Here is a 24,784-nt window from a genome sequence, read left to right as displayed (position 1 = left end):
GTATTGGATAAGATATCTTATCCAGCCAGCCATCATCATTTTTAGCCATACTTGTAATTATTGATTTAAGATTAAAATTTAGTCTGGAAATACAGACTCTTAATTATTTTGGCGAAGGAAATCACGAATATTTCTTCGTCAGACTCTCTACTTTTACATCCTTTTTCTCTAATTTATCTCATAAGCATTAAATTTAAGTTCAACATTTATATTCAGAAAACTTATTATCATTTCATCTTTTGAAGTACCACCAGTTCTCGTTGTTCGGACAAGCTGTCATCCGCCTCCATTCGCTTTATCGAATAATTAATTCGAGAAGATATCCGTAGATAATCCAGGACTTGCGGTAACTGCCGATTATTAAAAGTACCTGTAAAACGGTATGAATTAAGTACCGAGTCCCGAATTTCAAAATCTACGTCATAAAAGTTAGCCAAGCTTTTCAATACATCGGGTAGAGGTGTCTCTTTAAAAATCAAGCGTCCCTCCTTCCAAGCAATCTCACTTTCAACATCCACTTTTATAACGTCCAAGGTTTTATTCGACAAATCATAAATAGCTTTTTCAGCCGGAGACAAATTTCTTTCAATTGTCTCCCCATTTATATTTTTCGTTTCAATGTTAACCGATCCTGTTACTAAAGTTGTCTGTATGATATTATCATTTTTATAAGCCTGAACATTAAATTCTGTCCCGAGGACTTTCACTTTCATCTTGTCTTCGAACACACTAACGATAAAAGGACGCTCCGCATCATGTTTTATAGAAAAATAAGCTTCCCCTGATAACATTACCCGCCTTTCTTTTCCATCATTGGATAATGGATAAGAAAGTGTGCTTCCGGAATTCAAATAAGCGATTGAGCCATCGGGCAAGTCCAAACAAGTTCGCACGCCTCTATTCGCACAAACCGTTATTTGTTGCGGTGTAAGCATCGAAGACTTATGCAACAAAAACGAAATGACTGTCGACATGGCCAAAACACCTATAAAGCAAGCAGCAACAACTGAAGCCCGATATAGCCACAGTTTTTTTCTTCTATTATCTATTCGTTTTTTAACCTTCTTATAAGCCCACAAAGAATTACGTGAAGCAATACGTTCTTGAGTTTGATTGGCATAATAGATGCGGGCTATTTGCAATAAAGTTTTCTCATGCTCCGGATCTTCTTTCAACCAAATATCAATTTGTACCCGCTCCTCTTCAGAAGCAGTATTCCGGATGTATTTCAAAATAGCAGAACTCCCCGGATTATCAACCGTCATAGATGTCTTTTCTGATCTCATTCTATATATACGACAAATGCCAAGAGGAGTCACCCTAAACAGTTTTGCAAAAATATTCCGGAATTTTTGCTTTGACCGAATTATATCTTTAAAAAAAATAACAAATCAATAGAGGAATAGCCAACTACATAGATTTCAAGAAAAAATGAACGCAAATTTTGGTACTGTTGACCTGGAAGATATAATCCGACATGGTGATCTATCTGTTTTTTTCCTACATTTGTCCAAAGATTATGAAAAAACGTAATTTTTAATTCATATGGTAGAGGGATATGGAAGAGAATGATCTGATAACTTTATTACAAAAAGGGAATGAAGATGCTTACAAACAACTATTTGTCAAGTATTACTCACCACTTTGTGAATATGCCTCCCAATATATTTCCGATGATGATTCAGAAGAACTTGTTCAGGAACTCATGCTCTTCATCTGGGAGACGAAAGAAAATCTCGTAATTGAGACGTCCTTGAAATCTTATCTGTTTATTTCCACTAAACACCGCTGCTTGAACGCGATCAAAAAAAACCAATATCATGAACGCATCCATAACCAGATTTATGAAAAAATCAAAGATCAGTTTGAAGATCCGGACTACTATTTTGTCAACGAACTGACTGCAAATATCAGGAAAGCCATAGACGACCTGCCGGAGACTTACCGGGATACATTCATACTTAGCCGTTTCGGAGAAAAGACAAATGCACAGATAGCCGATAGACTCGGTATATCCATAAAAACCGTCGAGTATAGAATATCACAGGCTTTAAAAATACTCCGTCACAGTTTAAAGGACTATTTGCCGCTTCTTGCTTTTATCTTTTGATAAGCAGGAAATTTATTTTCGACACCCTCATAAATGTTTCCGACGCCCCCATCAATATTTTCGAGGGTGGCAAAAATATTAATGACATCCTCATTAACAAGTTTCCTGCTGGCCTAATGCAACACTTATTCGTTAATAAATCAAAATCCGTCCAAGTCTTGTTAAACTTCCGGGAGGCTTCCGTGTCTATCTTTTCGTACTTAATATCAGATAAGATAAAACAAAAGTTATGAAACTGGGAAGGTATTTTGCAATTCTGTTTTTAATTCTGTTGACTATGCCGACATATGCACAGCGCGGCGGCGTAGACATCACCGGAGCGGTGGTTGAGGAGGGGACTAATGAACCGATCGAACAGGCGACGGTTCGTTTGCTTAGCGTAAAAGACAGTTCGATGGTCGGAGGTGTCGCGACTTCACGTAACGGGGCTTTCACTCTTAAGAATATTAAAAACGGCAGCTATCTGCTGCACGTATCGTTTGTCGGATTCGATCCGCTTTATCAACCCCTGCAGATTACGGGAAAGACAAATCCGGTCAAATTGGGTAAACTCGCCTTGAGCGACGGAGCGATCCAACTGGGTGAAGCAGTCGTGATCGGGAAAGCCCCGGAAGTGACGGTGCGCAACGATACGATGGAATATAATGCCGACTCTTATAAGGTAACGGAAGGTTCCATGCTGGAAGATTTGTTGAAGAAGATGCCGGGCGTGGAAATAGACAGCGAAGGAAAAATCACCGTCAACGGAAAAGAAATCAAAAAAGTGCTGATCGACGGGAAGGAGTTCTTCTCCGACGACCCGAAAGTAGCTTCCAAGAACCTGCCGTCGAAGATGATTGACAAAGTACAGGTATTGGACAGACTGAGCGATATGGCCCGGATGACCGGATTCGACGACGGCGATGAAGAGACCGTCATCAACCTGACTGTCAAGCCCGGGATGAAACAGGGCTGGTTCGGGAACGCTTTTGCCGGCTACGGCAGCGAGGACCGGTATGAGGGGAACTTCATGGTGAATCGCTTTATTAACAACGACCAGTTGACCTTGATGGGAGGTATCAACAATACGAACAATATGGGGTTTTCGGATCTTGCTTCCACCATGTTTTCAGGAATGGGCGGACCGCGCGGCAGGCGGGGCGGTGGCGGAGCCGGTAACGGTATCACGACTTCCGGCAATATCGGCCTCAACTTCAGTAAAGAGTTCAATCCGAAACTGACTGTCGGCGGAAACCTCCGGTATTCCCATTCCGATAACGACGCTATCAGCAAAAGTAACCGGCAAAATATCTTGCCCGGCGATAGCACCTCTTTTTATAATGAAAACAACAACAGCAACACTCGGAGCGACAATGTGGCCGCTGACATCCGTATGGAATGGAAGCCGGACTCGCTCACCCAAATCATCTTCCGTCCGAACTTCAGCTACAGCAACAGCCATAGCCGCGAGGGAAGCCGCTTCAACACCTTGAACGGCCTGCGAGACACTGTCAACGTCGGCGAATCGGACTACCTCTCCGATGGCGAAGGCTACAATGTCAATGCCACACTCGAATTCAGCCGGAAGCTGAACAGTGAAGGACGTGTCTTCAGCGGCTCTCTCTCGGGAGGCTTGAGCGATTCCTATAATAAGGGACTGAACTATTCCAATACGGAATACATGATGATGGCCGCCGGACAGGAAAACGAATTGATTGACCAGCGTTTCCGCTACGACAATAAAGGCTACAACTACCGGGCTTACCTTTCCTGGGTGGAACCGATCGGGCATAACAACTTTATCCAGGCGACCTACAGCATTCGCCAGAACAAACAGGAGTCACTGAAAAACTCCTACACGCGGGAAGAGGGCAGCGACGACTATAATCTGCTCGATACGGCCTACAGCAAGAGTTACCGGAATAACTTCATCAACCAGCAGGTCAGCCTTGCATTCAAGGCTGTCCGCGCCAAATACGATTACACGGTCGGTCTGACTGTGGACCCGTCACACAGCACAAGTGAGAACTTCGTAGGTGACACGACACTATCCAAACTGTCGCGCAACGTAGTGAACCTCTCACCGATGGTTCGCTTCAACTACAAGTTTGACAAACGGACAAACCTCCGCATTAACTACCGCGGCCGGACCAGCCAGCCCAGTATGACGCAGTTACAGCCCGTTGCCGATATATCCGACCCGCTGAACACGACAATGGGTAATCCGGACTTGAAACCGACCTACACGAACAACCTGTCCGCCCGCTTCCAGAAGTTCATACCTGAGAAGCAAACGGCTATGATGATGATGTTGAACTTCAACTATATCATCAACGACATCGTCAACAAATCCGTCTATGTCGGAAATACCGGTAAGAAAATGACGACGTATGACAACGTGAACGGGAATTACAACGGTAACCTCCGCATCCTGTTCAACACACCGCTCAAGAACCGGAAATTCTCGATCAACTCGATGACGATGGGTTCCTATGCCAACAGTAACGGGTTCATCAACGATGAAAAGAATACGAATAAGAACCTTGTTTTGATGGAACGCGCCGGTATCGACTTCCGTTCCGACTATCTGGACCTCGGACTGAACGGCAACATCCGCTATAACGGGACTCAGAACTCACTCCAGGGGCAAAGTGACCTGAACGCTTTCAACTATGGGCTGGGGGGAACAACAACAATCTACCTCCCGCTCGATTTCAAAGTTGAAAGCGACATCACCTGGTCGACAAACTCCGGATATTCCGACGGATTCAAGCAAAAGGAAGTATTATGGAATGCCTCCGCCTCCAAATCATTCCTGAAAGGGAAGCAGGCAACGCTTCGTTTCAAGATATACGATATCCTGAAACAACGCAGCAACATCTCCCGTAGTGTAACCGCCAGCTATACGCAGGATACGGAGTATAACACGCTAAGCAGCTACTTTATGGTACATTTCATCTACCGCTTCAGCGTCTTTAAAGGTGGTGCCAGCATGAACGACGTACAGGGACCGGGCGGAAGAGGCCCGCGCCATGGTGGCCCGGGTGGAAGGTTCTAATAAATCCGTTTCAAAAAGATGCCGTCCTTTTCTCAGAAAGGGCGGCATCTTTTATATAAATGGACGGCATCTTTTTCGTCAAAGGACAGGACGTTTTCAATTTGCCATTATCAGAAGTGAGAGAGGAAAACCCGAAGGAGTGAAGGTTCGAGGATAACCGGATAGAGCAAGCCATAAAGTGCACCGTAAAAGTGGGCATTATGATTAATGTTATCGCCCGCCTGCTTTGCCATATACTGGCAATAAGCTAAATAGAGCACACCGAAAATAATACCCGGTATCGGCAGCACGGCAAAAAACAGAATCTTCCCCCAAGGGTTTAGTAAGATGGAGGAAAACAGAACAGCCGAAACAGCTCCCGAAGCCCCAATCGAGACGTAATAAGGATCATTGCGACGGCGGATCATGTCGTAAATCGAAGCTGCGACCATTCCGCCGAAGTACAGTCCCAAGTAACCGCCCGTACCGAGTCCCATATAACGGAAAGCACTCTCCATATACGTCCCGAATGACCAGAAGGTAAACATGTTCACAAGCAAGTGTGTCATGTCGGCATGCACAAAGCCATGCGTAATCAGCCTGTACCATTCATGATTATGAACCGTGCGGTAAGGGATGAAAGCCAACTTCCGGAACAACTCCTGGTTGCCGAAGCAGATGTAGGACACGACAACCGTAATCCCGATAATAATATAAGTAATCATAACCTGTTCAATATTTAATGGCGGCAAAAGTAGTAAAATTCCAAACAGAGTCATATCTAACAAGCCGCTTATTAAGTAAACCTGACATTATTGCTTACATGGAGATATATCATTCCAATGGAACAAAACTCCCGAAATAAGATTAATTGTCAGCACAAATCATTATTTTTGTGGTACAAAGGATAAAAAAACAAGTGTATGACGAAAAGAAAGATAACAAGAGAGGAGGCCCTTGCCAAATTTCAAGCAGCAAAGGTAAAGAAACAAGAATGCCTCACCCTATTGGAGAAATCCATGAAAGAGACATATAAAGAACGCACAGGCAAAGATGCTGAAAAATTCTTTGCTCTATGATAGAGCCTTTATCGATTGAACGTATCAACGCTGATGCCCCTTATCTGGTGGAGTCGATCGGCAAAGCAGGATTCTATCAGTTCTTCACGGATGGCGGTGCGCATTATTCCATCGGCTTCATGGAGGATGATATTTTGCTTACAAGAGATTCATTCCAATTGATTATTGCCAATATCAATAATCACAAATCTCCTCGTGACCGGAAAGTCCGCGACACAATCATCTCGATCGTTGACGAGTTCTTCTATTGTAATAATTCCACACTCCTCTACATTTGTGAAACAGGAGACAACAAGCAACGTATGCGCAGCCGCCTGTTCGAATATTGGTTTTCCACCTATAATCGAAAGGCTCTTTTCACAATGTTGTCATCGTCAATAGTAGATGCTGACGGTATTGTAAACTTTGCAACAATCATTTTACGCAACAATAATCCGCATCTGTCTGAAATTATTGCGGAGTTTACCGAATCGATTCAACTACTCAGCCAAAAACCTGAATAACAGTAAGCGGCTGAAAAAAGAAACAGAAACATCCGGAATGCTGGCACTTATACACATACATATACAATGGATAGTGGGGATAATATTCATCATATTATATTGCGTCACTATTCTGGGACTGGTGCTGGTTATCATCACTGAAAACCGGAACCCGCTGAAAACGATTCCCTGGGTAGTCGTACTACTACTTGCCCCCGGTGTCGGGATCATCTTCTATTTCTTCTTCGGACAGGACAACCGGAAACAGCGTATCATCTCGCGCCGCACCTACAAGCGCATCATGAAACGGCCGCAGGGAGGGAAACTCCCACAGGACAGCTGCTCTGTCCCTGCCCCCTACCAGCCATTAGTCACGCTATTGACAAACAGCAACCAGTCGTCCCTGCTCTACGGCAGCAACATCACGATCTATACGAACGGGACGGACAAGTTTCGCGACTTGCTGGAAGAACTTGCCAAGGCAACACATCATATCCATATCCAATACTACATTTTCTGCGATGATGAAATCGGGAACAAAGTAAAGACGTTGTTAATGGAAAAGGCACGGGAGGGCGTCGAAGTACGTCTCCTCTACGACGATGTGGGCTGCTGGAAAGTAAAAGATAAGTTCTTCAATGAGATGAAGGATGCAGGTATCGAGGTTAACGCCTTCCTGAAAGTAGCGTTCCCGGTCCTGACCAGCAAGGTGAACTACCGGAACCACCGGAAGATTGTCGTCATAGACGGCAAAGTAGGCTTTATGGGTGGCATGAACATTGCAGACCGCTACACGAAAGGAACGGATTGGGGAACATGGCGGGACACACATTTCAAGATCACAGGAAGAGGCGTACACGGATTGCAGGCGGCTTTCCTGATCGACTGGTACGTAGTCAGCAAGAAACTTCTGAACGATAAGATATATTACCCGCTCGTCCCGGTCTATTCGGATGACAACATCATGCAGATATGCACCAGCGGCCCCGTCGGGCAATGGCGCACATTGCTGCAGGCCGCCATCTTCACGATTGCCAACGCCAAGAAGTATGTATTTATCCAAACGCCCTATTTCCTGCCGACCGAAGGACTCAACCAGGCTTTGCAGATAGCAGCCTTAGGTGGCGTGGACGTACGCCTGATGCTCCCCAAACGCTCGGACACGCGCACGGCAAACATGGCAACACATTCTTTTATCGATGAAATGGTAAAGGCGGGCGTAAAGGTTTATTTCTATAAACCGGGATTCCTGCATTCAAAGTTGTTAGTGACGGACGATGCGCTCACTTGCATCGGTTCCGCCAATATGGACTTCCGCAGTTTCGAACACAATTTCGAAATCAATGCATTTGTTTACCAGCCTTCCTTTGCCCGGCAGATGAAAAAGGTATTCATGCACGACATGCACAGCTGCGAAAGGCTGGTCCCGTCACGCTGGCTCAAACGCCCGCGCAAGCAACGCTTAGCCGAGTCGTTTATGCGTCTCTTTTCTCCTCTTCTTTGATAAAAATAGAGAAGTTCACCGAACCGTAGACACGGTGCTGGTAGAAGTAAGGCAAACCGGAGAAGTCGTTTGTCTTCGGATGCTCCATCACGAAGATTCCACCATCACGCAACAAGTCACGTTCAAAAACCAGTCCCGGCACTTCCGGCAATTCTTTTAAAGCATAGGGTGGATCGGCAAAAATAAAATCAAAGCTCTTTGCCGGGGCGGAATGCAGATAACGGAAGACATCGCCCCGAATCAGGTGCAACGATTCCGTTTTCAATTCCTTGGCTACTTTGGCGATAAAAGAGGCATGCGCATTGTTCTTCTCGACAGCCGTCACGCTACGACATTCACGTGAAAGCAGCTCAAACGAGATACTCCCCGTTCCGGCAAACAGGTCGAGCGCATCCAATCCTTCAAAGTCGATATGGTTGGAAATGACATTGAAGATATTCTCTTTGGCAAAGTCCGTCGTCGGACGGGCACTGAACGTAGACGGGACATCAAAACGACGCCGTCCGTATATTCCACTTATAATTCGCATAATGATAAGGCAATTAGATCCAACGGAGCCTGTATCACCTCCGGCCCCATAAGATAGGCTTCGGAAGGAATCTCCAGCGGATCAATATATTGTAAATAATTCCGCAACGTATTCGTGATATTGCTGCGCAAGGCTGCTTCACCGAAAAGGCGCAACTGGTCTTTTTGCTGATCCATTCCGGTCTGCTTCCATACATATAATATATAATATAAAATATCGTCCGGATGTTCATACTCGAACGAGTTGACGAAAAGCAGGTTCCCTTGTGCATAGCATGCCACATCCATCCTCCGGCGATGCAACACGGCATACAACTGGCGTGGCAGGCGCGTACGGCTCTGCTTCTTCCACAAAGAAAGCAGCGGGGTGACATGATGAACGAAACGGGGATTGATCAACGAGCGGGAACAAAACTCATAGACTTCCTCATCTACTCCGAATATCAGTTCGGCCTGCTCGTCTTTCAGTTCATTACTCAGACAATACCCTTCCGGCGAGGAAAAAGTAAACGCCAACAACTCCGCTTTCTGCTTTTCCTGAAAGACTTCTTTCGGGACAAGCGTATATTGGGGAGATGCACAAAGCACATTGACCTGCTTATAAGACCAGGTCAGGAAATCATTCTCGAAGAAACATTCCTTCAGGGAAGAGAAATACGGTTTAGCCCGGTCAAACTCCATATCCCTATACAGGAAACTTTCGCTCACCGAAGGACTGTATGCGGAAAAAGAAAGTCCACCCGACCGAAGCCGGATGGACATTATATAACTTTCCGAATAATCTGCTGTTAACTTATCAGATACGTCGATAGCCATAGGCTGTCATTAATCTTCCCAGTTACCTGCGTTGTTATTGATTTCTTCAATAGAACCGACACGCAGACCCGGATATTTGTTCATCTTTTCGGCTTTATCCTTCAAGTTGTAAACCAACTGTTTGTCCAGATCGCCCAGATAGTCGTCATACAGAACACCGCACTGGAATACTTTCACTGTATATCCGGAACCGGAAGTCAGTGTAGCCGTATCCATTGAGAACTGCACGCTTGTTCCCGGCACGTTACGCATGTCGTCTACATTATAACTGCTACCAAACAATGTATCCACTGCAGTTACCCAGTTGGTATCACGTCTGATCAAGCCTTTCTTCACGGCTTCTTTTTCTGTCATACCTTTCTCGAGCTGTTCGTCAGTCAATACACCTTCCTTAATCAAGAACGGTATTTTCTCGTTTTTTAAGAACTTACTCAGTTCATCGAAATTTGCTGCGTGCACCTTGTGAAGGTTCTTATACTCGATCTGAGCCTTACGGATATCGATCAGGCGCGCCTTGATTAAAGTTTCACGACGATCCCTTTCTTCTTTAAACTCGATCGGACCCATAATACTTCTGTAACACATGTACACAAGCAGTAATACTGCCACAGCCAATAAAATCTTTAATGTAACTTTCATGGTTTATATTGTTTTTTGAATTTATTTCGTTCGGCAAATTTAAAAAAGAATATTTAATACACTACCTTTATCGCGAAAATTATTGCGATCAAAATGATAAATAGTTATTTAAGCCGCCAAATTACACAAAATTTCCCATATAATCCGACCGAAGACCAGTTTTTAGCATTAAACAGGCTGACTGATTTCCTGCTTTCGGAAGAGACGGATTCGTTGCTATTGCTAAAAGGATATGCAGGAACGGGAAAAACTTCGCTGGTCGGCGCACTGGTGAAGACGATGGCGGAACTCAAGCAAAAAAGTATTCTTCTGGCTCCGACCGGACGGGCGGCAAAGGTCTTTTCCGGTTATGCCGGACAGAAAGCCTACACGATCCATAAAAAAATATACCGCCAGAAAGCGTTCTCCAACGAACCGACAGGCTTCCATCCGGCTGACAACCTGCACAAAGACACGTTATTCATCGTTGACGAAGCCTCCATGATCGCCAACGACGGGTTGGACTCGTTCGTCTTCGGAACGGGACGTCTGTTGGACGACCTGATCCAATATGTCTACTCCGGCGAGAACTGCCGGCTGATCCTGATGGGCGACGTGGCGCAGCTACCTCCTGTCATGCAGTCCGAAAGCCCCGCTCTCAGCCAGCAAGTCCTGCAGGGATACAATCTGAAAGTAGAGGAAATCACGCTTACCCAAGTGGTCCGCCAAAGTGAAGACTCCGGAATCCTGTTCAATGCCACTCGCCTCAGGGACGCCTTACGGAATGATGCAGTGGAAATATTTCCCAAGCTCCGGCTGAAAGGCTTTACCGACTTCAGGAAGGTGAACGGAGACGAACTGATCGAAGAGATATCTTCCGCCTACAGCCGGGACGGGATCGAGGATACCATGATCATCTCCCGCTCCAATAAGAGGGCTACCATATATAATAACGGCATCCGTAACCGTATCCTCTACCGCGAGGAGGAACTTTCGTCCGGCGACCGCCTGATGGTGGCCAAAAACAACTATTTCTGGACGGCCGATTGCAAGGAGATGGACTTTATCGCGAACGGCGAGATCGTGCAGGTGCTCCGTGTACGAAGGACGTACGAGCTTTACGGTTTCCGCTTCGCAGACGTACTGGTCCGTTTTCAGGACTACGACCTCGAGATGGATGTCAAAATCCTGCTCGACACGTTGCAGACAGACGCGCCTGCACTACCGAAAGAGATGAACGATAAACTGTTTTACACCATCCTTGAAGATTACGACGACATACCGACAAAGGCGGGCAAGATGAAAAAGATGAAGGCCGACCCGCACTACAACGTCCTGCAAGTCAAGTTTGCCTATGCCGTCACCTGCCACAAGGCACAGGGCGGACAATGGATGAACGTTTTCCTGGATATCGGCTACATCACCGAGGAGATGCTGGGCGAAGATTTTTATCGCTGGCTCTACACGGCCTTTACACGTGCGACCCACCGACTCTATCTGGTCAACCTGCCGAAAGAGTTTGAAGAATAATAAACGACGAAGCCCCGGAAGTGTTTCCACCTTCGGGGCTTGTTTTTGTTTCGGCAGAGTCTGTTTGGTATTTCCGTGTGCATCGAAGAACACCCCGTTAAATCATCATTTGTTTCACATCTGGCAAAAAGTGAATCAATAACGGGTAAACATCGGTCTTCTATTGCATGTTACAGCTGTATTCTTTTCATGTTACAACCGTTTTCCTTCTATGTTACAATTGGATTTCTTTTGTTTCACGGCTGTAACATGAATAGCGTATGGGTATGGAAGGAGTACACCTCCCGCATCGTTCATTCTATCTGCCGGGTTATTCATTCCTTTACGGCACTATAAACCCATGAAGTACTGCAATACCATTTCGCAAGCGATCTTGACGAGTCAGGACCTTCCCACTTGTTTAAGTTTTAAGAATATTTGAACCGATAAATGATGATTTGTCGATGTGCATACACCGAAAGGGCCGTGAAGGAATAACAATATTTCATACAATAAACTCGTTACATATATAAGAAATGCCTATTTTTGTTGCAATATAAACGAAAGCCGGCTTATTGGTTTTCATGAATGGTAAAAAAAGGAATGGCAAATAAAGAAAAAATAGATTATCTGCTTCTGGATATTCGGGAGCTTGAAACGTTGGTTGCCGGAATGCGGGATGCAGAAGTGTACCCGGTGTCTTTCTTCAGCCAGACTTTCGACCTCACGCATAAGATTCTGAAAGACCTCCACTCGCTGGAAGCTGCTCAGATCGAGATGCTGCGCAAACAGATGGAAGAACATCAGGCTTTGATCCAGTCCATCCCTCCATCGGTTGCCGCCCCGGCAGAAACGGTACAGGAGCCAAAAATTATAGCTCCCGAACCAAAAAATATCGCTCCCGAGCGAATTTCCGCAGTAGCCGACCCGGTTATTGCCGAACAACCGGAAAAAGTAGAAGCCACTCCGGAAGAGGTTGTCACGGAAGCACCCCGCGAAGAAATTCCGGTGAAAGAGCCGGTGGCCGTCAAGCCCGAACCGCTCGTCGAACCGGCTCCGCCCGCAGTGGAAGTACCGAATAAGGCGACGACGGCAGAGCGTGGAGGATTATTCCTGAACGATATCCTGGAAAAGAAAAACCTTTCCGACTTCAGGAAAGCCTTCAGCCTGAACGACCGTTTCCGTTTCCGTCGCGAACTGTTCGGAGGTGACGAAGCACGGATGAACAAGGCTATCAACGACCTGAACGAGATTCATTCTTATGAAGACTCGATCACATATTTGAATAACGAATTAAAATGGAACATAGAAGATGAAGCGGTGGCCGATTTTATCAAGCTGCTCGAAAAACGTTTCCTCTAAAGAATAAAGGATTATGGCAAAATTAACAGTAGTACCCACTCCCGTCGGAAACCTGGAGGACATGACTTTCCGGGCGATTCGCGTGCTGAAAGAGGTCGACCTCATTTTAGCGGAGGACACCCGTACTACCGGCATTCTGCTCAAGCATTTCGAGATACAGAACAGGATGCAGTCGCACCACAAGTTCAACGAGCATAAGACCGTGGAACAGGTGGCAGCCCGTATCAAGGCGGGCGAAAACATCGCATTGGTGTCCGACGCCGGAACCCCCGCGATATCCGATCCCGGTTTCATGCTCGTGCGCGAGTGTGTACGCCAGGGCGTGGAGGTGGAATGCCTGCCGGGAGCAACCGCTTTCGTGCCGGCACTCGTCGCATCAGGACTTCCCAACGAGAAGTTCTGCTTCGAAGGTTTCCTGCCCCAGAAAAAGGGACGGCAGACCCGGTTGAAAGAACTTTCGACGGAACCTCGCACCATCATCTTTTACGAATCCCCTTTCCGGCTGGTCAAAACACTGACACAGCTTACCGAGTTTTTCGGGAATGACCGTCCCGTTTCCGTATCGCGCGAAATATCCAAGATACACGAAGAAACAGTGCGCGGCACGCTCGAAGAGGTAATCGCCCACTTCACCGTGAACGAACCGAAAGGAGAAATTGTTATAGTTTTAGCAGGCTTAAAAGATAAAAAGGACAAAGAGACAGGAACAGAAGTTTAACGTAACAACAAAAAGAAAATGAAAAAGGTATTAATTGCAACAACGATTTGCGCAGCCATGCTGTCTTCCTGCGGACAAAATTCAGCGGAATACAAGAAGCTGAAAGCAGAAAACGACTCTCTGAGAATTGAAAACACGAAAGCAAACTCCGAGATGGACGAGATACTCGGCACACTCAACGACGTGGAGGCTGACATCCAGTCTATCCGTGATGCTGAAAACTATCTCAATATCCAACAGCAAAAAGGCGATCTGAACAAGAGCAACCGCGAACAGATCAAAGAAAATATGCAGTTGATCAGCGAAACGCTGAAAAAGAATAAACAGCAGATCAGCGAACTGGAAGAGAAGCTGAAAAAGAGCGGAATTCAGTCGGCAGCCCTGCGCAAAACAATCAGCCGCCTTTCTTCCGAACTGGACCAGAAGGCAAACATGATCGTCACCTTGCAGGAAGACTTGGCAAAGAAGAACGTACGCATCCAGGAACTGGACGAAATGGTTGCTTCGCTGAACGAAGATGTGGAAGGCTTGGCAACAACAACCGCCGCACAGTCTGAAAAGCTACAGGAACAGGACAAGGCTCTTAACACAGCTTACTACTGCTTCGGTACATCCAAAGAGCTGAAAGACCAGAAGATTCTTTCAGGCGGAGGCCTGTTCTCCAAGTCCAAAGTGCTGCAGAGCGGCTTCAACAAGGACTATTTCATCTCTATCGACATCCGCGAAGTGAAAGAGATTCCTCTGTTCGCCGGCAAAGCAAAACTGAAATCCAACCATCCGGAAGGTTCTTATGAGTTTGTAAAAGATGAAGACGGCAACATCACGCTGAAGATTACAGACGAAAAAGCGTTCTGGAGCTTAGGTAAATATCTGGTGATAGAAGTAGGATGATAAGATATAAAAGTCTTTTTATAGATTTGGACGACACCCTTTGGGATACGTACCACAACAATAAAGAATGCCTCGAAGAACTATATGCCGCTCACCACTTTGACCGGTATTATGCCTCCTTCGAGGCTTTCTTCGACATCTATTGGCCACACAACAACCTGCTATGGGAACAATACCGCAACAATGAGATAGACCGCATGACACTGATCGTCGAACGGTTCCGCTACATGCTCCGCCCGATGGGGATAGAAGACAAGGATGCGGTATTGGCAATCAACAACGACTTCCTGCAACGCACTACCCGCAAGACACGCCTCGTGCCGGGCGCAATCGAGCTGTTGGAATACTTGCGCCCCTCCTACCGCCTGTATATCCTGTCCAACGGTTTCCGGGAAGTACAATTCAAGAAACTCAGCAATTCCGGCCTCGCGCCTTACTTCGAAAAGATGGTTCTTTCCGAAGATGCCTGCATCCAGAAACCGCATAAGGGGATATTCGACTTCGCCCTCAAAAACACCAATTCCCGCCGTAGCGAAACCCTAATGATCGGCGACAGCTGGGAAGCCGACATCGTCGGTGCCCACAACTCCAGGATAGACCAGCTATGGCTTAACCCGGAAGGGCTGCCGGCAAAAGGATTTACACCGACATATACGGTTGGCAGCCTGTTGGAGATAAAAAATATTTTGTAAGTTTTCCGTCCTTCCCACATTATAATCTAAAGGATATACTATATTTGCATCATTATCTATTATTGGATAACAAACAAACTCATGATAATAGATCCGTTGACACAAGTGTATTTGACAGGGATAGTAATCGTACTTATCCTGATGTGGTGGACCACCCGCACACGCTCCGGCCGCAAATGGCTGAAAGGAGATGAGGATGACAAGAAGTAATTTATATTCTCTATAAATAAAACGGGGAATCGGTGAAGAATAACTCTTCTGCCGGTTCCCCGTTTCTTATTCATTTATTTCAGTCCCGATTATCAGAACTCCGACGTAAAATGGAACTTAATATCCGGGAAATCTTGCTGAGCCATTGTCAGGACATATCCCGAATCGGCCAGGTAGACATCGCGTCCCTCTTTGTCGAGTGCCATATACTGGGCTTTACGCCGTTTGAAGTTTTCGAGGGCGACGGCATTGTCGCTTTCAATCCAACAGGCTTTATAAAGGCTGATCGGTTCCCACTTACACTGCGCGCCATATTCATGCAGCAAGCGGTACTGGATTACCTCGAACTGCAACTGCCCGACCGTACCGATAATCTTGCGACCATTGAACTGGTTCGTGAAAAGCTGTGCGACACCTTCGTCCATCAGCTGCTCAATACCCTTGTTCAGCTGCTTTGCCTTCATCGGATCGGCATTCTCGATATATTTGAACATCTCGGGCGAGAAGCTCGGTAAGCCCTTAAAGTGGAGATCTTCGCCGGAAGTCAGCGTATCACCGATCTTAAAGTTTCCGGTATCCGGCAGACCGATAATATCGCCGGCAAAAGCCTCATCCACCACCTCTTTCTTTTGCGCCATGAAAGCCGTCGGACTGCTGAAACGCATCATCTTGCCGAAACGGACATGCTTATAGTTCGCATTACGCTCGAAGCGGCCGGAACAAATCTTGACGAAAGCAATACAACTGCGGTGGTTCGGGTCCATATTGGCATGAATCTTGAAAATGAAGCCGGAGAAGGTATCCTCTTCCGGATCGACCACACGCTCCACTGCCGCAACAGGACGGGGGGAAGGGGCGATGTTGATAAAACAATCCAGCAATTCCTTCACACCGAAATTATTCAAGGCAGAACCGAAGAATACCGGCGCGATATCGCCCTTCAGATAGGTAGCGACGTCAAATTCCGGATAAACGCCTTCTATCAGTTCGATATCGGAACGAAGCTTTTCGGCCTGTTCCGGTTCGATATAAGTTTCCAGCTCCGGGCTGTTGATATCCTTAAACTCTACGTTCTCCGTCACATATTGCTTGCTCGGCGTGTAGAGGTTCAGTTTCTGTTCGTATATATTATAGACACCCCGGAAGCGCTGTCCCATGTCGATTGGCCAGCTGAGCGGGCGGACGTTGATATGCAGTTCTTCCTCGATCTCGTCTAACAAGTCGAACGGGTCTTTACCGTCGCGGTCCATTTTGTTGACGAAAACAATCACGGGGGTCTTGCGCATACGGCAGACTTCCATCAGTTTGCGGGTCTGCGCTTCCACACCCTTTGCAGTATCGATCACGATGATAACGCTGTCCACAGCCGTCAGCGTACGGAACGTATCTTCGGCGAAATCCTGGTGACCGGGAGTATCAAGGATGTTGATTTTATGACCGGAATAGTCAAAAGCCATCACGGAGGTTGCGACAGAGATACCACGCTGCTTTTCAATCTCCATCCAATCGGAAGTTGCCGTCTTCTTGATCTTGTTGGACTTTACGGCACCTGCCACATGAATGGCACCACCAAAGAGCAATAGTTTTTCGGTAAGAGTCGTCTTACCGGCATCCGGGTGGCTGATAATAGCAAACGTTCTTCTTCTCTCAATCTCTTCTGAATACTGACTCATTGTTATTTATCTTATTTCGTTTTGTTACTTATTTGGAAAGCGTATTTATACACCTACGCAAACTCGCTTCCCAATGCGGGATATCGATTTTGTATGTCGCTTTAATCTTCGCTTTGTTCAGGACGCTGAAATGCGGGCGGGCTGCTTTTGCCGGATAATCTTTCGATTCGATCGGGAGGACATGGCAGGGAGCATTTCCCAACTCCATGATCTTGACCGCAAAATCGTACCAGCTGCAAACGCCTTCATTGGAGAAATGATAGATACCCGGAACGAAAGCGCCTTCCTCAGCCTGCACCAACACAGTTAGGATAGCCGCTGCCAAATCACCTGCATACGTCGGCGAACCGACCTGATCGAAAACAACCGACAGCTGTTCACGTTCACCACCTAACCGCAACATCGTCTTGACAAAGTTATTCCCGAACTCGGAATACAACCATGCCGTACGGATAATCACCGCATCCGGACAAACCGCTAACAACGCCTCTTCCCCCGCTAACTTCGTACGCCCGTAGACAGAAGCCGGACAAGTCGCATCCGTTTCCACATACGGAAGATGGTTCGTTCCGTCAAACACATAATCCGTAGAGACATGTATCACCCTCGCCCCTACGGCACGGGCCGCTTCGCCCAGGTTCTTCACTGCATCGCGGTTGATGCGGAGGCAAAGCGCTTCGTCATCCTCAGCCTTATCCACCGCTGTATAAGCGGCACAGTTCAGGATATAGTCCGCTTTCTTTTCCCGCACGAACGCATCCACCGCCGGAGCGTCGCAGATATCGAGCGTATCCACATCCGTAAACACGAATGCGAACTGCGGATAGCCGGCAGCCAGCAGACGGATCGAGTTGCCTAATTGCCCGTTAGCCCCTGTTACTAATATCGTCTTCATCTTGTTTTTATTCTTCTAATTTCAGTTCCCCATTCATATCTTCACGATACTTCTCGGCCAGAAGCGCCAGGAACGAACTGATTTGTTTGATACCCTCCATCGTCTCGGGACTGATCTCCTTGCCCTGCATCTTCAGCATCAGGAAACCGTAAATGGCATTAAAGCACGTCTCCAGTTCAGGCAATTCTTCGCCGCCCGATTTGGCACGGAGCTGGACGATATAAGGGAGTGTTTTATAATAAGCCGCGCCGTAGACCATCTCTTTCGGCGATTTCAGAAGCCGCAGGTGCAGGTCGGTCAAGGCGATAATCACATTCCGGTTCAACTGGATGTGTCCCTTCTCCTTCACCCCTTCGGAACGCATCATCTCGATCAGCTCCTCATACCAACGGGCAATCTCTTCCTTCACCTCTTCCGGCTGGTCGTAGCGGTCTACCACCGTGCGGCGGATGGAATCCATATCGAAGTTGTTGGCACGTATCAGGTCTTCCACCTGCCACATGTACAACAGATACTCGGCAATATTTTCTTTTCTTTTTTGTCTCGCAATAATCATGGTTGCAAAGATACACTATATTCGGATAATGCCTGATAAAAATCCGCATCTTTTACACCTAACTGGCGGCAGGCCAGGCGGGCAGCATTCAAATTAATCAGGAAAAAGCGGTCCGGAATATAGACGGGGAAATCCCCGTAGCGAGTTTGCAGGAAGGTCTTTCCCTCTTTCTCGATCACGACATGCTCGTCGTAGGGCATGGCCGTAATATCTTCGCGTACCTCCTGCGCAAGCTGCTTCACGACCGGGTCGCCGTCGAAATAGATCAGCTTGCCTTCGCGCTCGATGGACGAGGCGAACGTACGGAAAGTCGTATGATAGGCTTCCGGCGTGGCGTGGTCGGTGGCGGAAGTCCACATCAAGTTTGTCAGGATTGCGATGTGAGGGCGATAGAACTCGAGCTGGAAGCGTTTCTCCAGGGCAGACGTGACATGCTCGTCACCCTCGATAATCGCGATCCGGGCTTCATAGCTCAGATGTACACGGTTAGGCAACAAAGGCACTTCGCTGGTCAACGCATAGTCGAACGCAAGTTTTTGCCGCTTCAGGGCGCAGACAATCATCGAAATGATTGTTTTCTTTCCCCGGCTGCCGGCAACAACGACCCGCGTCTTCTCTTTCGTCCGTTGAAAAATAAATTCAGGAATCGAAAGCACTAATAATCCCAGTTCCTTTGCACGTATCAGTTCGGGATTGTCCTGCCGGACCGTAGCCCCCAATACGACAAATTGCATATCTTTAGTTAATCTCTCCGGAAACCATCCGTCTCCATGGCAGGTACAACCTTCTTCATCCAGTCTGGCAAGCGTCGCATCAGCCAGCCCGTCACCGGATACACTGACTTCGTACCCTTTTTGGTGAATAGCCAAGGCCAAATCAAACAACAGAGGCTCGGTTACGGAGATTAAATGAACTTTTCGCATCACTCAGATTTTGCTGGCAAAGGTAAACAATTTCATTTACCCGTTGTATGGGAACAGAAGAAAAAACTTCCCTATATTTGTATCAAAAAGTATAATTTATGGATATTCAACTAATAGACACAGGGTTTTTCTACGCTGACGGCGGTGCCATGTTCGGCGCCATACCCAAGACAGCCTGGAGCCGGCGTTATCCAAGCAACGAGCAGAACGGCTGTGTCCTGGCGATGCGTAGCGTCCTGGTCCGCGACGACAACGGGCGCATCATACTGATCGACAACGGAGCGGGCGACAAACACCTGAAACAGCTCAGCTATTACAACTTCTTCGACCTTGCCGATCTGGGCGAAGAGCTTCAAAAGCGGGGAGTCGCGTGCGAGGAGGTTACGGATGTCATCCTTACTCACCTCCATTTCGACCATTGCGGCTACACCACCCGGAAAACACAACAGCCGGGCTACGCGCTCTCCTTTCCCAACGCCACGCATTGGGTGAGCCGGCGGCAATGGGAAAATTTTCTCCACCCGAACGCGCTCGAAAAGGATTCTTATTTCATTGAAAATATGCAAGCAGTCGAGGATAGCGGCAAACTATGTTTAATAGATGGAGAAACACAGCTTTGCCCCACCGTAAACCTACGTCTTTTCGACGGACATACGCCCGGACAGATCGCACCTTACATCACAACGCCCGAACGCACCTACGTCTTTGCCGGCGACGTCATCCCGCTCGCCGCCAGCGTGTCACCCGAATGGATTTCGGCCTACGACACCTACCCGGTCCTCTCCTACCGCGAAAAAGTCCGTATGCTGGAAGAAGCTGCCCGCGAGAAACAGGCGCTTATTTATTGCCACGACGCCTATACGCGTTGCAGCACGGTGAAAAAGGTTAACGATTTCTACAGGAAAGAGGATGTAATTAAGATATGAAGCCCTATATTGGGATAGCAGTTATCAGTTCTGTTCCGACAAGGCAATCTTCCGATATTCCGCAGGAGTGATACCATAATGTTTGCGGAAAAGGCGATAAAATGTTTCGACCACATTGAAACCGCAGTTCAACGCGACAGCTTCGACAGTCAGTTCAGGGTGTTTCTCCAACAACCTGCGAGCCTCGTCGAGTTGCATCGTCCGGACATATTCCATCGGAGTTTTTCCAATAACGGCCTTGACAGCTTCATTCAGTGCGTTCTTGTTCGTACCGAGAGCCGAAGCGATCTCGTCACGGGCGAGATTCGCGTTAAAAAGGTTATTGTCCTTAAGCAGATACTCACGCAATTGCGCAACCAGTTTACGCTGCTGGCTGCTGCCGGGCAGTTCTTCGGCAGCAGCCAAACTCGTATCCTCCACTGGTGGAGGCGTGCCGGACAGCAGTGATAATTCGTTTGCCATCCGGTCTTGCTCTTTGATTTGCCTGTACAGGTTACGGTTCTTGGCGGCAATGATACGGTTATAGTAAACAACCCCGGCAAGCAGCAGGACGAGGAAGAGACAGAGGCCAAGCGCGAAGAGGAAATAAATCCGGTTGCGTTCTTTCTCGGCAACATATTTGTCCACCTCATACTGTGTACGGATCTCATCGAGCTTGGCGTTATAGTCCCTATTAAAATCCGCATTCCGCTCCTCAATAAATTTGTAAAACAGTTCAACCGCTTTCTCCGGCTCATCCATCTGGATAAGAGTCATCAGTTTCAATCCTTTCGCTTCGAGCTTGTTGGGATATTGTTCTATTGCTTTGTCTAACATTTCGAGCGCTTCGTGATAGCGCTTTTTCCCGTAAAGGACATGTCCGCGTTCCTTGTATAGTTTGACACTACCTTTCGTAGCACTGTCTACTTTATTAATGTAGAGCTGCGCCTTGTCGAATTCATTCATTTGGCGGTATAAATCGATGTAACTGAACCAGAGGTTGCACCAGGCTGACAGTTGCGGAGACTTTGCTGCAGCATCGAAACGACGGTTCACCTCCTCGGTTTCGCAGGCAGCCTTCAGGGCATCGTCATAGCGCTCCTGGGCAATGAGATTCGTTACAAGATGGTAAGAAACGGTTGCCAGCATATTTAGATAGGATGTTTGATCTTGCAGCATGTCAATACTCTCGCGCAAACATTTCTCTGCCTCGGGATACCGCCTCTGAAAGGTATATATCATGGAGATGTCGTGCAGTATTACTCCCATTCCGGCACGGTTGTTCTGTGCTTTTGCGTAGTTATAAATACTGTCGGCCTTAACAAGGGCTTTTTCATACTCTCCCTGTCGACTATAGGCATTGATAAACTGACTACACACCAAGTAATAGTTTTTCCACAATTCATTCTTTGCGAGGAAATCGAGAGTGGCAGGGGCCTGACGGATCACTTCGTCATAAAGGCCTTTGCTACTGATTGCCGCCAGACGGTTGTGGAGGATAACTCCTTGCTCCTTCAGGTCTCCAAGCTTCCGAGCATCGGCATTCATGGCATCGTAAATGGTAAGGATCGTATCAAGCACCTGGTCTTTATTTACTTCCAACTGATAAAGGCCAACCAGCTTCCTATTGGCTGCCAGCCGCTCGGCTCCTTCTGTTTTTGAAACGACAAGCCGCAGAGAATCTTTTGCCCGCTGACGGGAATTTTGCGCCGAAAGGGACGAAAAAAGGAACAGGAACAGGGTTCCCCATAGAACAACCGGGCTGACGATGTTTTTCATAATGTCACTTATTTACTTTGTTCTCTACAAATATACTGCTTTATTCCATTAGAACAATCAAAAACAAGAATTTGCTTCTCCCTGAATTGACAAATCGCCATATTGCATCAAGAGAAGAAATATAAACTTGGTCAAGGATGGTTTGCCGGTTTTTCACTATCTTTGGCAACATCATTCAACTTAATTTTTTAAACGCATGAACAAACTAACGAAGTACGCATGTATCCTGACAGCTATTGCCGGAGCAGTAGCCTGTTCGGATGGTCAGAAAGCACAAGGCGATTACGCCGTCATTCCGCTGCCGCAAGAGGTGGCTGTACAGGGCAGTGCCCCGTTCCTGTTGAAACCCTCCACGCCTATCACCTATCAGGAAGGCGATGCGGAAATGGAACAGACCGCCCGTTTCCTCGCCTCCTATATCAAAGAGGTAACCGGTTATGAACCGAAAGTTACGACGGGAGATGCCGGCAAGGGTATCCACCTGTCTATCGCTTCCGACATCCAAAACAAGGAAGGCTACCGCCTACTGGTGAGCGAGAACGGTGTCGAGATTGCAGGCGCTTCCAACGCCGGTATTTTCTATGGCGTACAGACGTTGCGCAAATCGATCCCTGCAGCGGCAGACGGCATACAGGTCGAACTGCCGGCAGTCAGCATCAACGACTATCCGCGTTTTCCGTATCGCGGGATGCACCTCGACGTGTCGCGTCATTTCTTCCCGACGGATTCGGTCAAGAAGTTTATCGACATTCTTGCCTTACACAATATGAATCGTTTCCACTGGCATCTGACCGACGACCAGGGCTGGCGCATCGAGATCAAGAAATATCCGGAACTGACACAGATCGGCTCCAAACGCAAAGAGACGGTGATCGGACGCAACTCCGGGAAGTATGACGGACAACCTTACGACGGCTTCTATACGCAGGACGAGATACGCGACGTCATTGCCTACGCAAAGGAACGTTTCATCACGATCATTCCCGAAATCGACCTGCCGGGCCACCAGTTGGCAGCCCTCGCCACTTATCCCGAGTTAGGATGTACGGGAGGTCCGTATGAGGTATGGACGCAGTGGGGCGTGTCGGACGACGTGATCTGCGCCGGAAATGAGAAATCCATGCAATTCCTGGAAGACGTGCTCGCCGAAGTGATCGACCTCTTCCCCTCCGAATATATCCATATCGGCGGTGACGAATGTCCGAAAGTACGTTGGCAGAAATGCCCGAAATGCCAGGCACGCATCAAGGCGGAAGGTATCAAGGGAGACAGCAAGCACAGTGCCGAAGAGTATCTGCAAAGCTACGTGATCTCGCGCATGGAAAAGTTTGTCGAAAGCAAAGGACGCCATATCATCGGTTGGGACGAGATACTGGAAGGCGGACTGGCTCCGAATGCAACGGTGATGAGCTGGCGCGGTGTCGGCGGCGGTATTGAGGCAGCCAAGCAACAGCACAACGTGATTATGACTCCGAACTCTTACCTCTATTTCGACTATTACCAATCGACCGACACGGAACACGACCCGCTGGCGATCGGCGGTTACCTGCCTCTCGAACGTGTCTACTCGTTTGAGCCGACAGACGGAATACCGGAAGAATACCGGAAGTATGTGATCGGTGCACAGGCAAACCTCTGGACGGAATATATCCCGACGTTCAGCCAGGTGGAATATATGATCATGCCGCGTATGGATGCTTTGGCGGACGTACAATGGTCGAATGCCCCGAAAGACTATAAAGCATTTTTGTCCCGTCTCGTCCGTATGACGAAACTGTACGACCGCTTAGGCTACAACTATGCCAAACATATCTTCGACATCCGCGCTTCCTTCGCCACCGACGGCGACAAAGGCGAAGTGGTTGTCACACTTGAAACGGAAGGCGATGCCGATATCCATTATACGCTCGACGGTAGCGAACCAAACACGGCCAGTCCGAAATATGAAGCGCCTCTCCGCATCAAGGAGAATGTAGAAATCAAAGCAGTCGCCATCCGTCCGACCGGCAACAGCCGCATCTTCTCCGAAAAGATAGACTTCAACAAGGCAACGGCCAAACCGGTCACCTTGCGGGTAACTCCCAGCAAAGGCTACGACTTCAACGGCGGTCCGGAACTGACCGACGGCCTGAGCGGTAACGATAACTACAAGACCGGACGCTGGCTCGGCTTCCAAGGCAAAGACGTGGATGCTGTCATCGACCTGAAAGAGCCGACCGAATTCAGCCGGGTCGCTTTCAACACGAATGTCGTAAAAGGCGACTGGATCATGGGCGCTGCCGGCATAACCGTAAAAGTATCTGACGACGGCCAGACCTTCAAAGAGGTAGCCGCCAAGACAATCCCGTCTTTAGGCAAGGACGACAAAGACGGACTTTACCCGCAGGAAATCACTTTCACCCCGGTCAAAGCCCGCTACGTCGAAGTCATCATCAAGAGCGACAAACTCCCGGCATGGCACGGCGGTGCAGGCAATCCGGCGTTCTTGTTTGTGGATGAGATCAATATTCAGTAATAA

At 47.7% G+C, this 24,784-nt stretch carries 23 protein-coding genes; 13 read left to right on the top strand and 10 right to left on the bottom strand.

The genetic code is table 11. The features are described from left to right. Nucleotides 1–227: 227 nt before the first annotated feature. Nucleotides 228–1,286: a FecR domain-containing protein gene (locus DWW90_RS12285; RefSeq protein ID WP_122345173.1), complete on the bottom strand. Its 1,059-nt coding sequence runs from the start codon at nt 1,284–1,286 to the stop codon at nt 228–230. A gap of 272 nt (nt 1,287–1,558) precedes the next feature. Between DWW90_RS12285 and DWW90_RS12280 the strand changes: the two genes are divergently transcribed. Then, the gene (locus tag DWW90_RS12280; protein ID WP_122345172.1) at nt 1,559–2,110 is read left to right on the top strand and encodes an RNA polymerase sigma-70 factor; all 552 of its coding nucleotides are present in this window, start codon (nt 1,559–1,561) and stop codon (nt 2,108–2,110) included. Nucleotides 2,111–2,339: 229 nt separating this feature from the next. Next, on the top strand, nt 2,340–5,147 hold the full coding sequence (locus DWW90_RS12270; RefSeq protein WP_122345170.1) for a TonB-dependent receptor: 2,808 nt from the start codon (nt 2,340–2,342) through the stop codon (nt 5,145–5,147). Between the two features lie 110 nt (nt 5,148–5,257). On the opposite strand, the gene DWW90_RS12265 is transcribed toward DWW90_RS12270, so the two are convergent. Then, complete coding sequence (locus tag DWW90_RS12265) at nt 5,258–5,851, bottom strand: rhomboid family intramembrane serine protease (RefSeq protein WP_122345169.1); 594 nt, start codon at nt 5,849–5,851, stop codon at nt 5,258–5,260. A gap of 198 nt (nt 5,852–6,049) precedes the next feature. Here DWW90_RS12265 and DWW90_RS20645 point away from each other — a divergent pair, with 198 nt between their 5' ends. From DWW90_RS20645 to cls, 3 genes are read left to right on the top strand one after another with little or no spacing between them, the layout of a single operon-like run. Then, nucleotides 6,050–6,205: a hypothetical protein gene (locus tag DWW90_RS20645; protein WP_199662195.1), complete on the top strand. Its 156-nt coding sequence runs from the start codon at nt 6,050–6,052 to the stop codon at nt 6,203–6,205. Beyond that, nucleotides 6,202–6,708: a DUF6169 family protein gene (locus DWW90_RS12260; protein ID WP_233547733.1), complete on the top strand. Its 507-nt coding sequence runs from the start codon at nt 6,202–6,204 to the stop codon at nt 6,706–6,708. Before DWW90_RS20645 ends, DWW90_RS12260 begins: the two co-directional genes overlap by 4 nt. Nucleotides 6,709–6,745: 37 nt before the next feature. Further along, complete coding sequence (gene cls / locus DWW90_RS12255) at nt 6,746–8,191, top strand: cardiolipin synthase (protein WP_115499662.1); 1,446 nt, start codon at nt 6,746–6,748, stop codon at nt 8,189–8,191. Here cls and DWW90_RS12250 read toward each other — a convergent pair. The 3 genes from DWW90_RS12250 to DWW90_RS12240 are packed head-to-tail and all read right to left on the bottom strand — an operon-like array spanning nt 8,163 to nt 10,174. Next, a complete protein-coding gene (locus DWW90_RS12250) occupies nt 8,163–8,720 on the bottom strand; it encodes an RsmD family RNA methyltransferase (RefSeq protein ID WP_122333226.1) in 558 nt (185 codons plus the stop codon). The genes cls and DWW90_RS12250 overlap by 29 nt on opposite strands. Continuing rightward, nucleotides 8,708–9,535 (bottom strand): DUF3822 family protein, encoded by an 828-nt coding sequence (locus tag DWW90_RS12245; protein WP_122333225.1) that lies wholly within the window; start codon nt 9,533–9,535, stop codon nt 8,708–8,710. Before DWW90_RS12245 ends, DWW90_RS12250 begins: the two co-directional genes overlap by 13 nt. A gap of 9 nt (nt 9,536–9,544) precedes the next feature. Next, nucleotides 9,545–10,174, bottom strand: a complete 630-nt coding sequence (locus DWW90_RS12240) for a hypothetical protein (protein WP_115499659.1) — start codon at nt 10,172–10,174, stop codon at nt 9,545–9,547. 93 nt (nt 10,175–10,267) lie between these two features. On the opposite strand from DWW90_RS12240, the gene DWW90_RS12235 reads away from it, so the two are divergent. The 6 genes from DWW90_RS12235 to DWW90_RS20955 all read left to right on the top strand — a co-directional run bounded on the left by DWW90_RS12235 (nt 10,268) and on the right by DWW90_RS20955 (nt 15,535). Next, nucleotides 10,268–11,683 carry an ATP-dependent RecD-like DNA helicase gene (locus DWW90_RS12235; protein WP_122345168.1) on the top strand — a complete coding sequence of 472 codons (1,416 nt, stop codon included), beginning with the start codon at nt 10,268–10,270 and terminating at the stop codon, nt 11,681–11,683. A gap of 582 nt (nt 11,684–12,265) precedes the next feature. Further along, nucleotides 12,266–13,024, top strand: coding sequence for a hypothetical protein (locus DWW90_RS12230; RefSeq protein WP_122345191.1), 759 nt, complete (start codon nt 12,266–12,268; stop codon nt 13,022–13,024). 13 nt (nt 13,025–13,037) lie between these two features. After that, nucleotides 13,038–13,742, top strand: coding sequence for a 16S rRNA (cytidine(1402)-2'-O)-methyltransferase (gene rsmI / locus DWW90_RS12225; RefSeq protein WP_122345167.1), 705 nt, complete (start codon nt 13,038–13,040; stop codon nt 13,740–13,742). 18 nt (nt 13,743–13,760) lie between these two features. Then, the gene (locus tag DWW90_RS12220; RefSeq protein WP_122333222.1) at nt 13,761–14,633 is read left to right on the top strand and encodes a hypothetical protein; all 873 of its coding nucleotides are present in this window, start codon (nt 13,761–13,763) and stop codon (nt 14,631–14,633) included. After that, complete coding sequence (locus tag DWW90_RS12215; protein WP_122345166.1) at nt 14,630–15,325, top strand: YjjG family noncanonical pyrimidine nucleotidase; 696 nt, start codon at nt 14,630–14,632, stop codon at nt 15,323–15,325. The genes DWW90_RS12220 and DWW90_RS12215 overlap by 4 nt, the downstream gene beginning before the upstream one ends. 81 nt (nt 15,326–15,406) lie before the next feature. Continuing rightward, nucleotides 15,407–15,535 carry a hypothetical protein gene (locus tag DWW90_RS20955; protein ID WP_255418864.1) on the top strand — a complete coding sequence of 43 codons (129 nt, stop codon included), beginning with the start codon at nt 15,407–15,409 and terminating at the stop codon, nt 15,533–15,535. A 92-nt stretch (nt 15,536–15,627) separates the two neighbouring features. Here DWW90_RS20955 and DWW90_RS12210 read toward each other — a convergent pair whose 3' ends face one another. The 4 genes from DWW90_RS12210 to DWW90_RS12195 are packed head-to-tail and all read right to left on the bottom strand — an operon-like array spanning nt 15,628 to nt 19,582. Then, nucleotides 15,628–17,208 (bottom strand): peptide chain release factor 3, encoded by a 1,581-nt coding sequence (locus DWW90_RS12210; RefSeq protein WP_122345165.1) that lies wholly within the window; start codon nt 17,206–17,208, stop codon nt 15,628–15,630. 28 nt (nt 17,209–17,236) lie between these two features. Continuing rightward, nucleotides 17,237–18,103 carry a dTDP-4-dehydrorhamnose reductase gene (gene rfbD, locus DWW90_RS12205; RefSeq protein WP_122345164.1) on the bottom strand — a complete coding sequence of 289 codons (867 nt, stop codon included), beginning with the start codon at nt 18,101–18,103 and terminating at the stop codon, nt 17,237–17,239. Nucleotides 18,104–18,110: 7 nt separating this feature from the next. Next, on the bottom strand, nt 18,111–18,659 hold the full coding sequence (locus tag DWW90_RS12200) for a DUF4924 family protein (RefSeq protein WP_122333218.1): 549 nt from the start codon (nt 18,657–18,659) through the stop codon (nt 18,111–18,113). Beyond that, nucleotides 18,656–19,582 carry a Mur ligase family protein gene (locus DWW90_RS12195; RefSeq protein WP_122345163.1) on the bottom strand — a complete coding sequence of 309 codons (927 nt, stop codon included), beginning with the start codon at nt 19,580–19,582 and terminating at the stop codon, nt 18,656–18,658. The genes DWW90_RS12200 and DWW90_RS12195 overlap by 4 nt, the downstream gene beginning before the upstream one ends. A 98-nt stretch (nt 19,583–19,680) precedes the next feature. Between DWW90_RS12195 and DWW90_RS12190 the strand changes: the two genes are divergently transcribed. Beyond that, entirely contained in the window at nt 19,681–20,508 is an 828-nt protein-coding gene (locus tag DWW90_RS12190; protein WP_122345162.1) for an MBL fold metallo-hydrolase, read from the top strand. A 24-nt stretch (nt 20,509–20,532) separates the two neighbouring features. Here DWW90_RS12190 and DWW90_RS12185 read toward each other — a convergent pair whose 3' ends face one another. Beyond that, nucleotides 20,533–22,266, bottom strand: coding sequence for a helix-turn-helix domain-containing protein (locus tag DWW90_RS12185; RefSeq protein ID WP_122345161.1), 1,734 nt, complete (start codon nt 22,264–22,266; stop codon nt 20,533–20,535). Between the two features lie 196 nt (nt 22,267–22,462). Between DWW90_RS12185 and DWW90_RS12180 the strand changes: the two genes are divergently transcribed. Beyond that, nucleotides 22,463–24,781, top strand: coding sequence for a glycoside hydrolase family 20 protein (locus DWW90_RS12180; RefSeq protein WP_122345160.1), 2,319 nt, complete (start codon nt 22,463–22,465; stop codon nt 24,779–24,781). The last annotated feature ends 3 nt before the right edge of the window (nt 24,782–24,784 follow it).

The sequence above is a fragment of the Parabacteroides sp. AF17-28 genome (genome assembly GCF_003479205.1).
Taxonomy (GTDB): Bacteria; Bacteroidota; Bacteroidia; order Bacteroidales; family Tannerellaceae; genus Parabacteroides; species Parabacteroides acidifaciens.
This window is presented reverse-complemented; position numbering and strand designations above follow the sequence as displayed.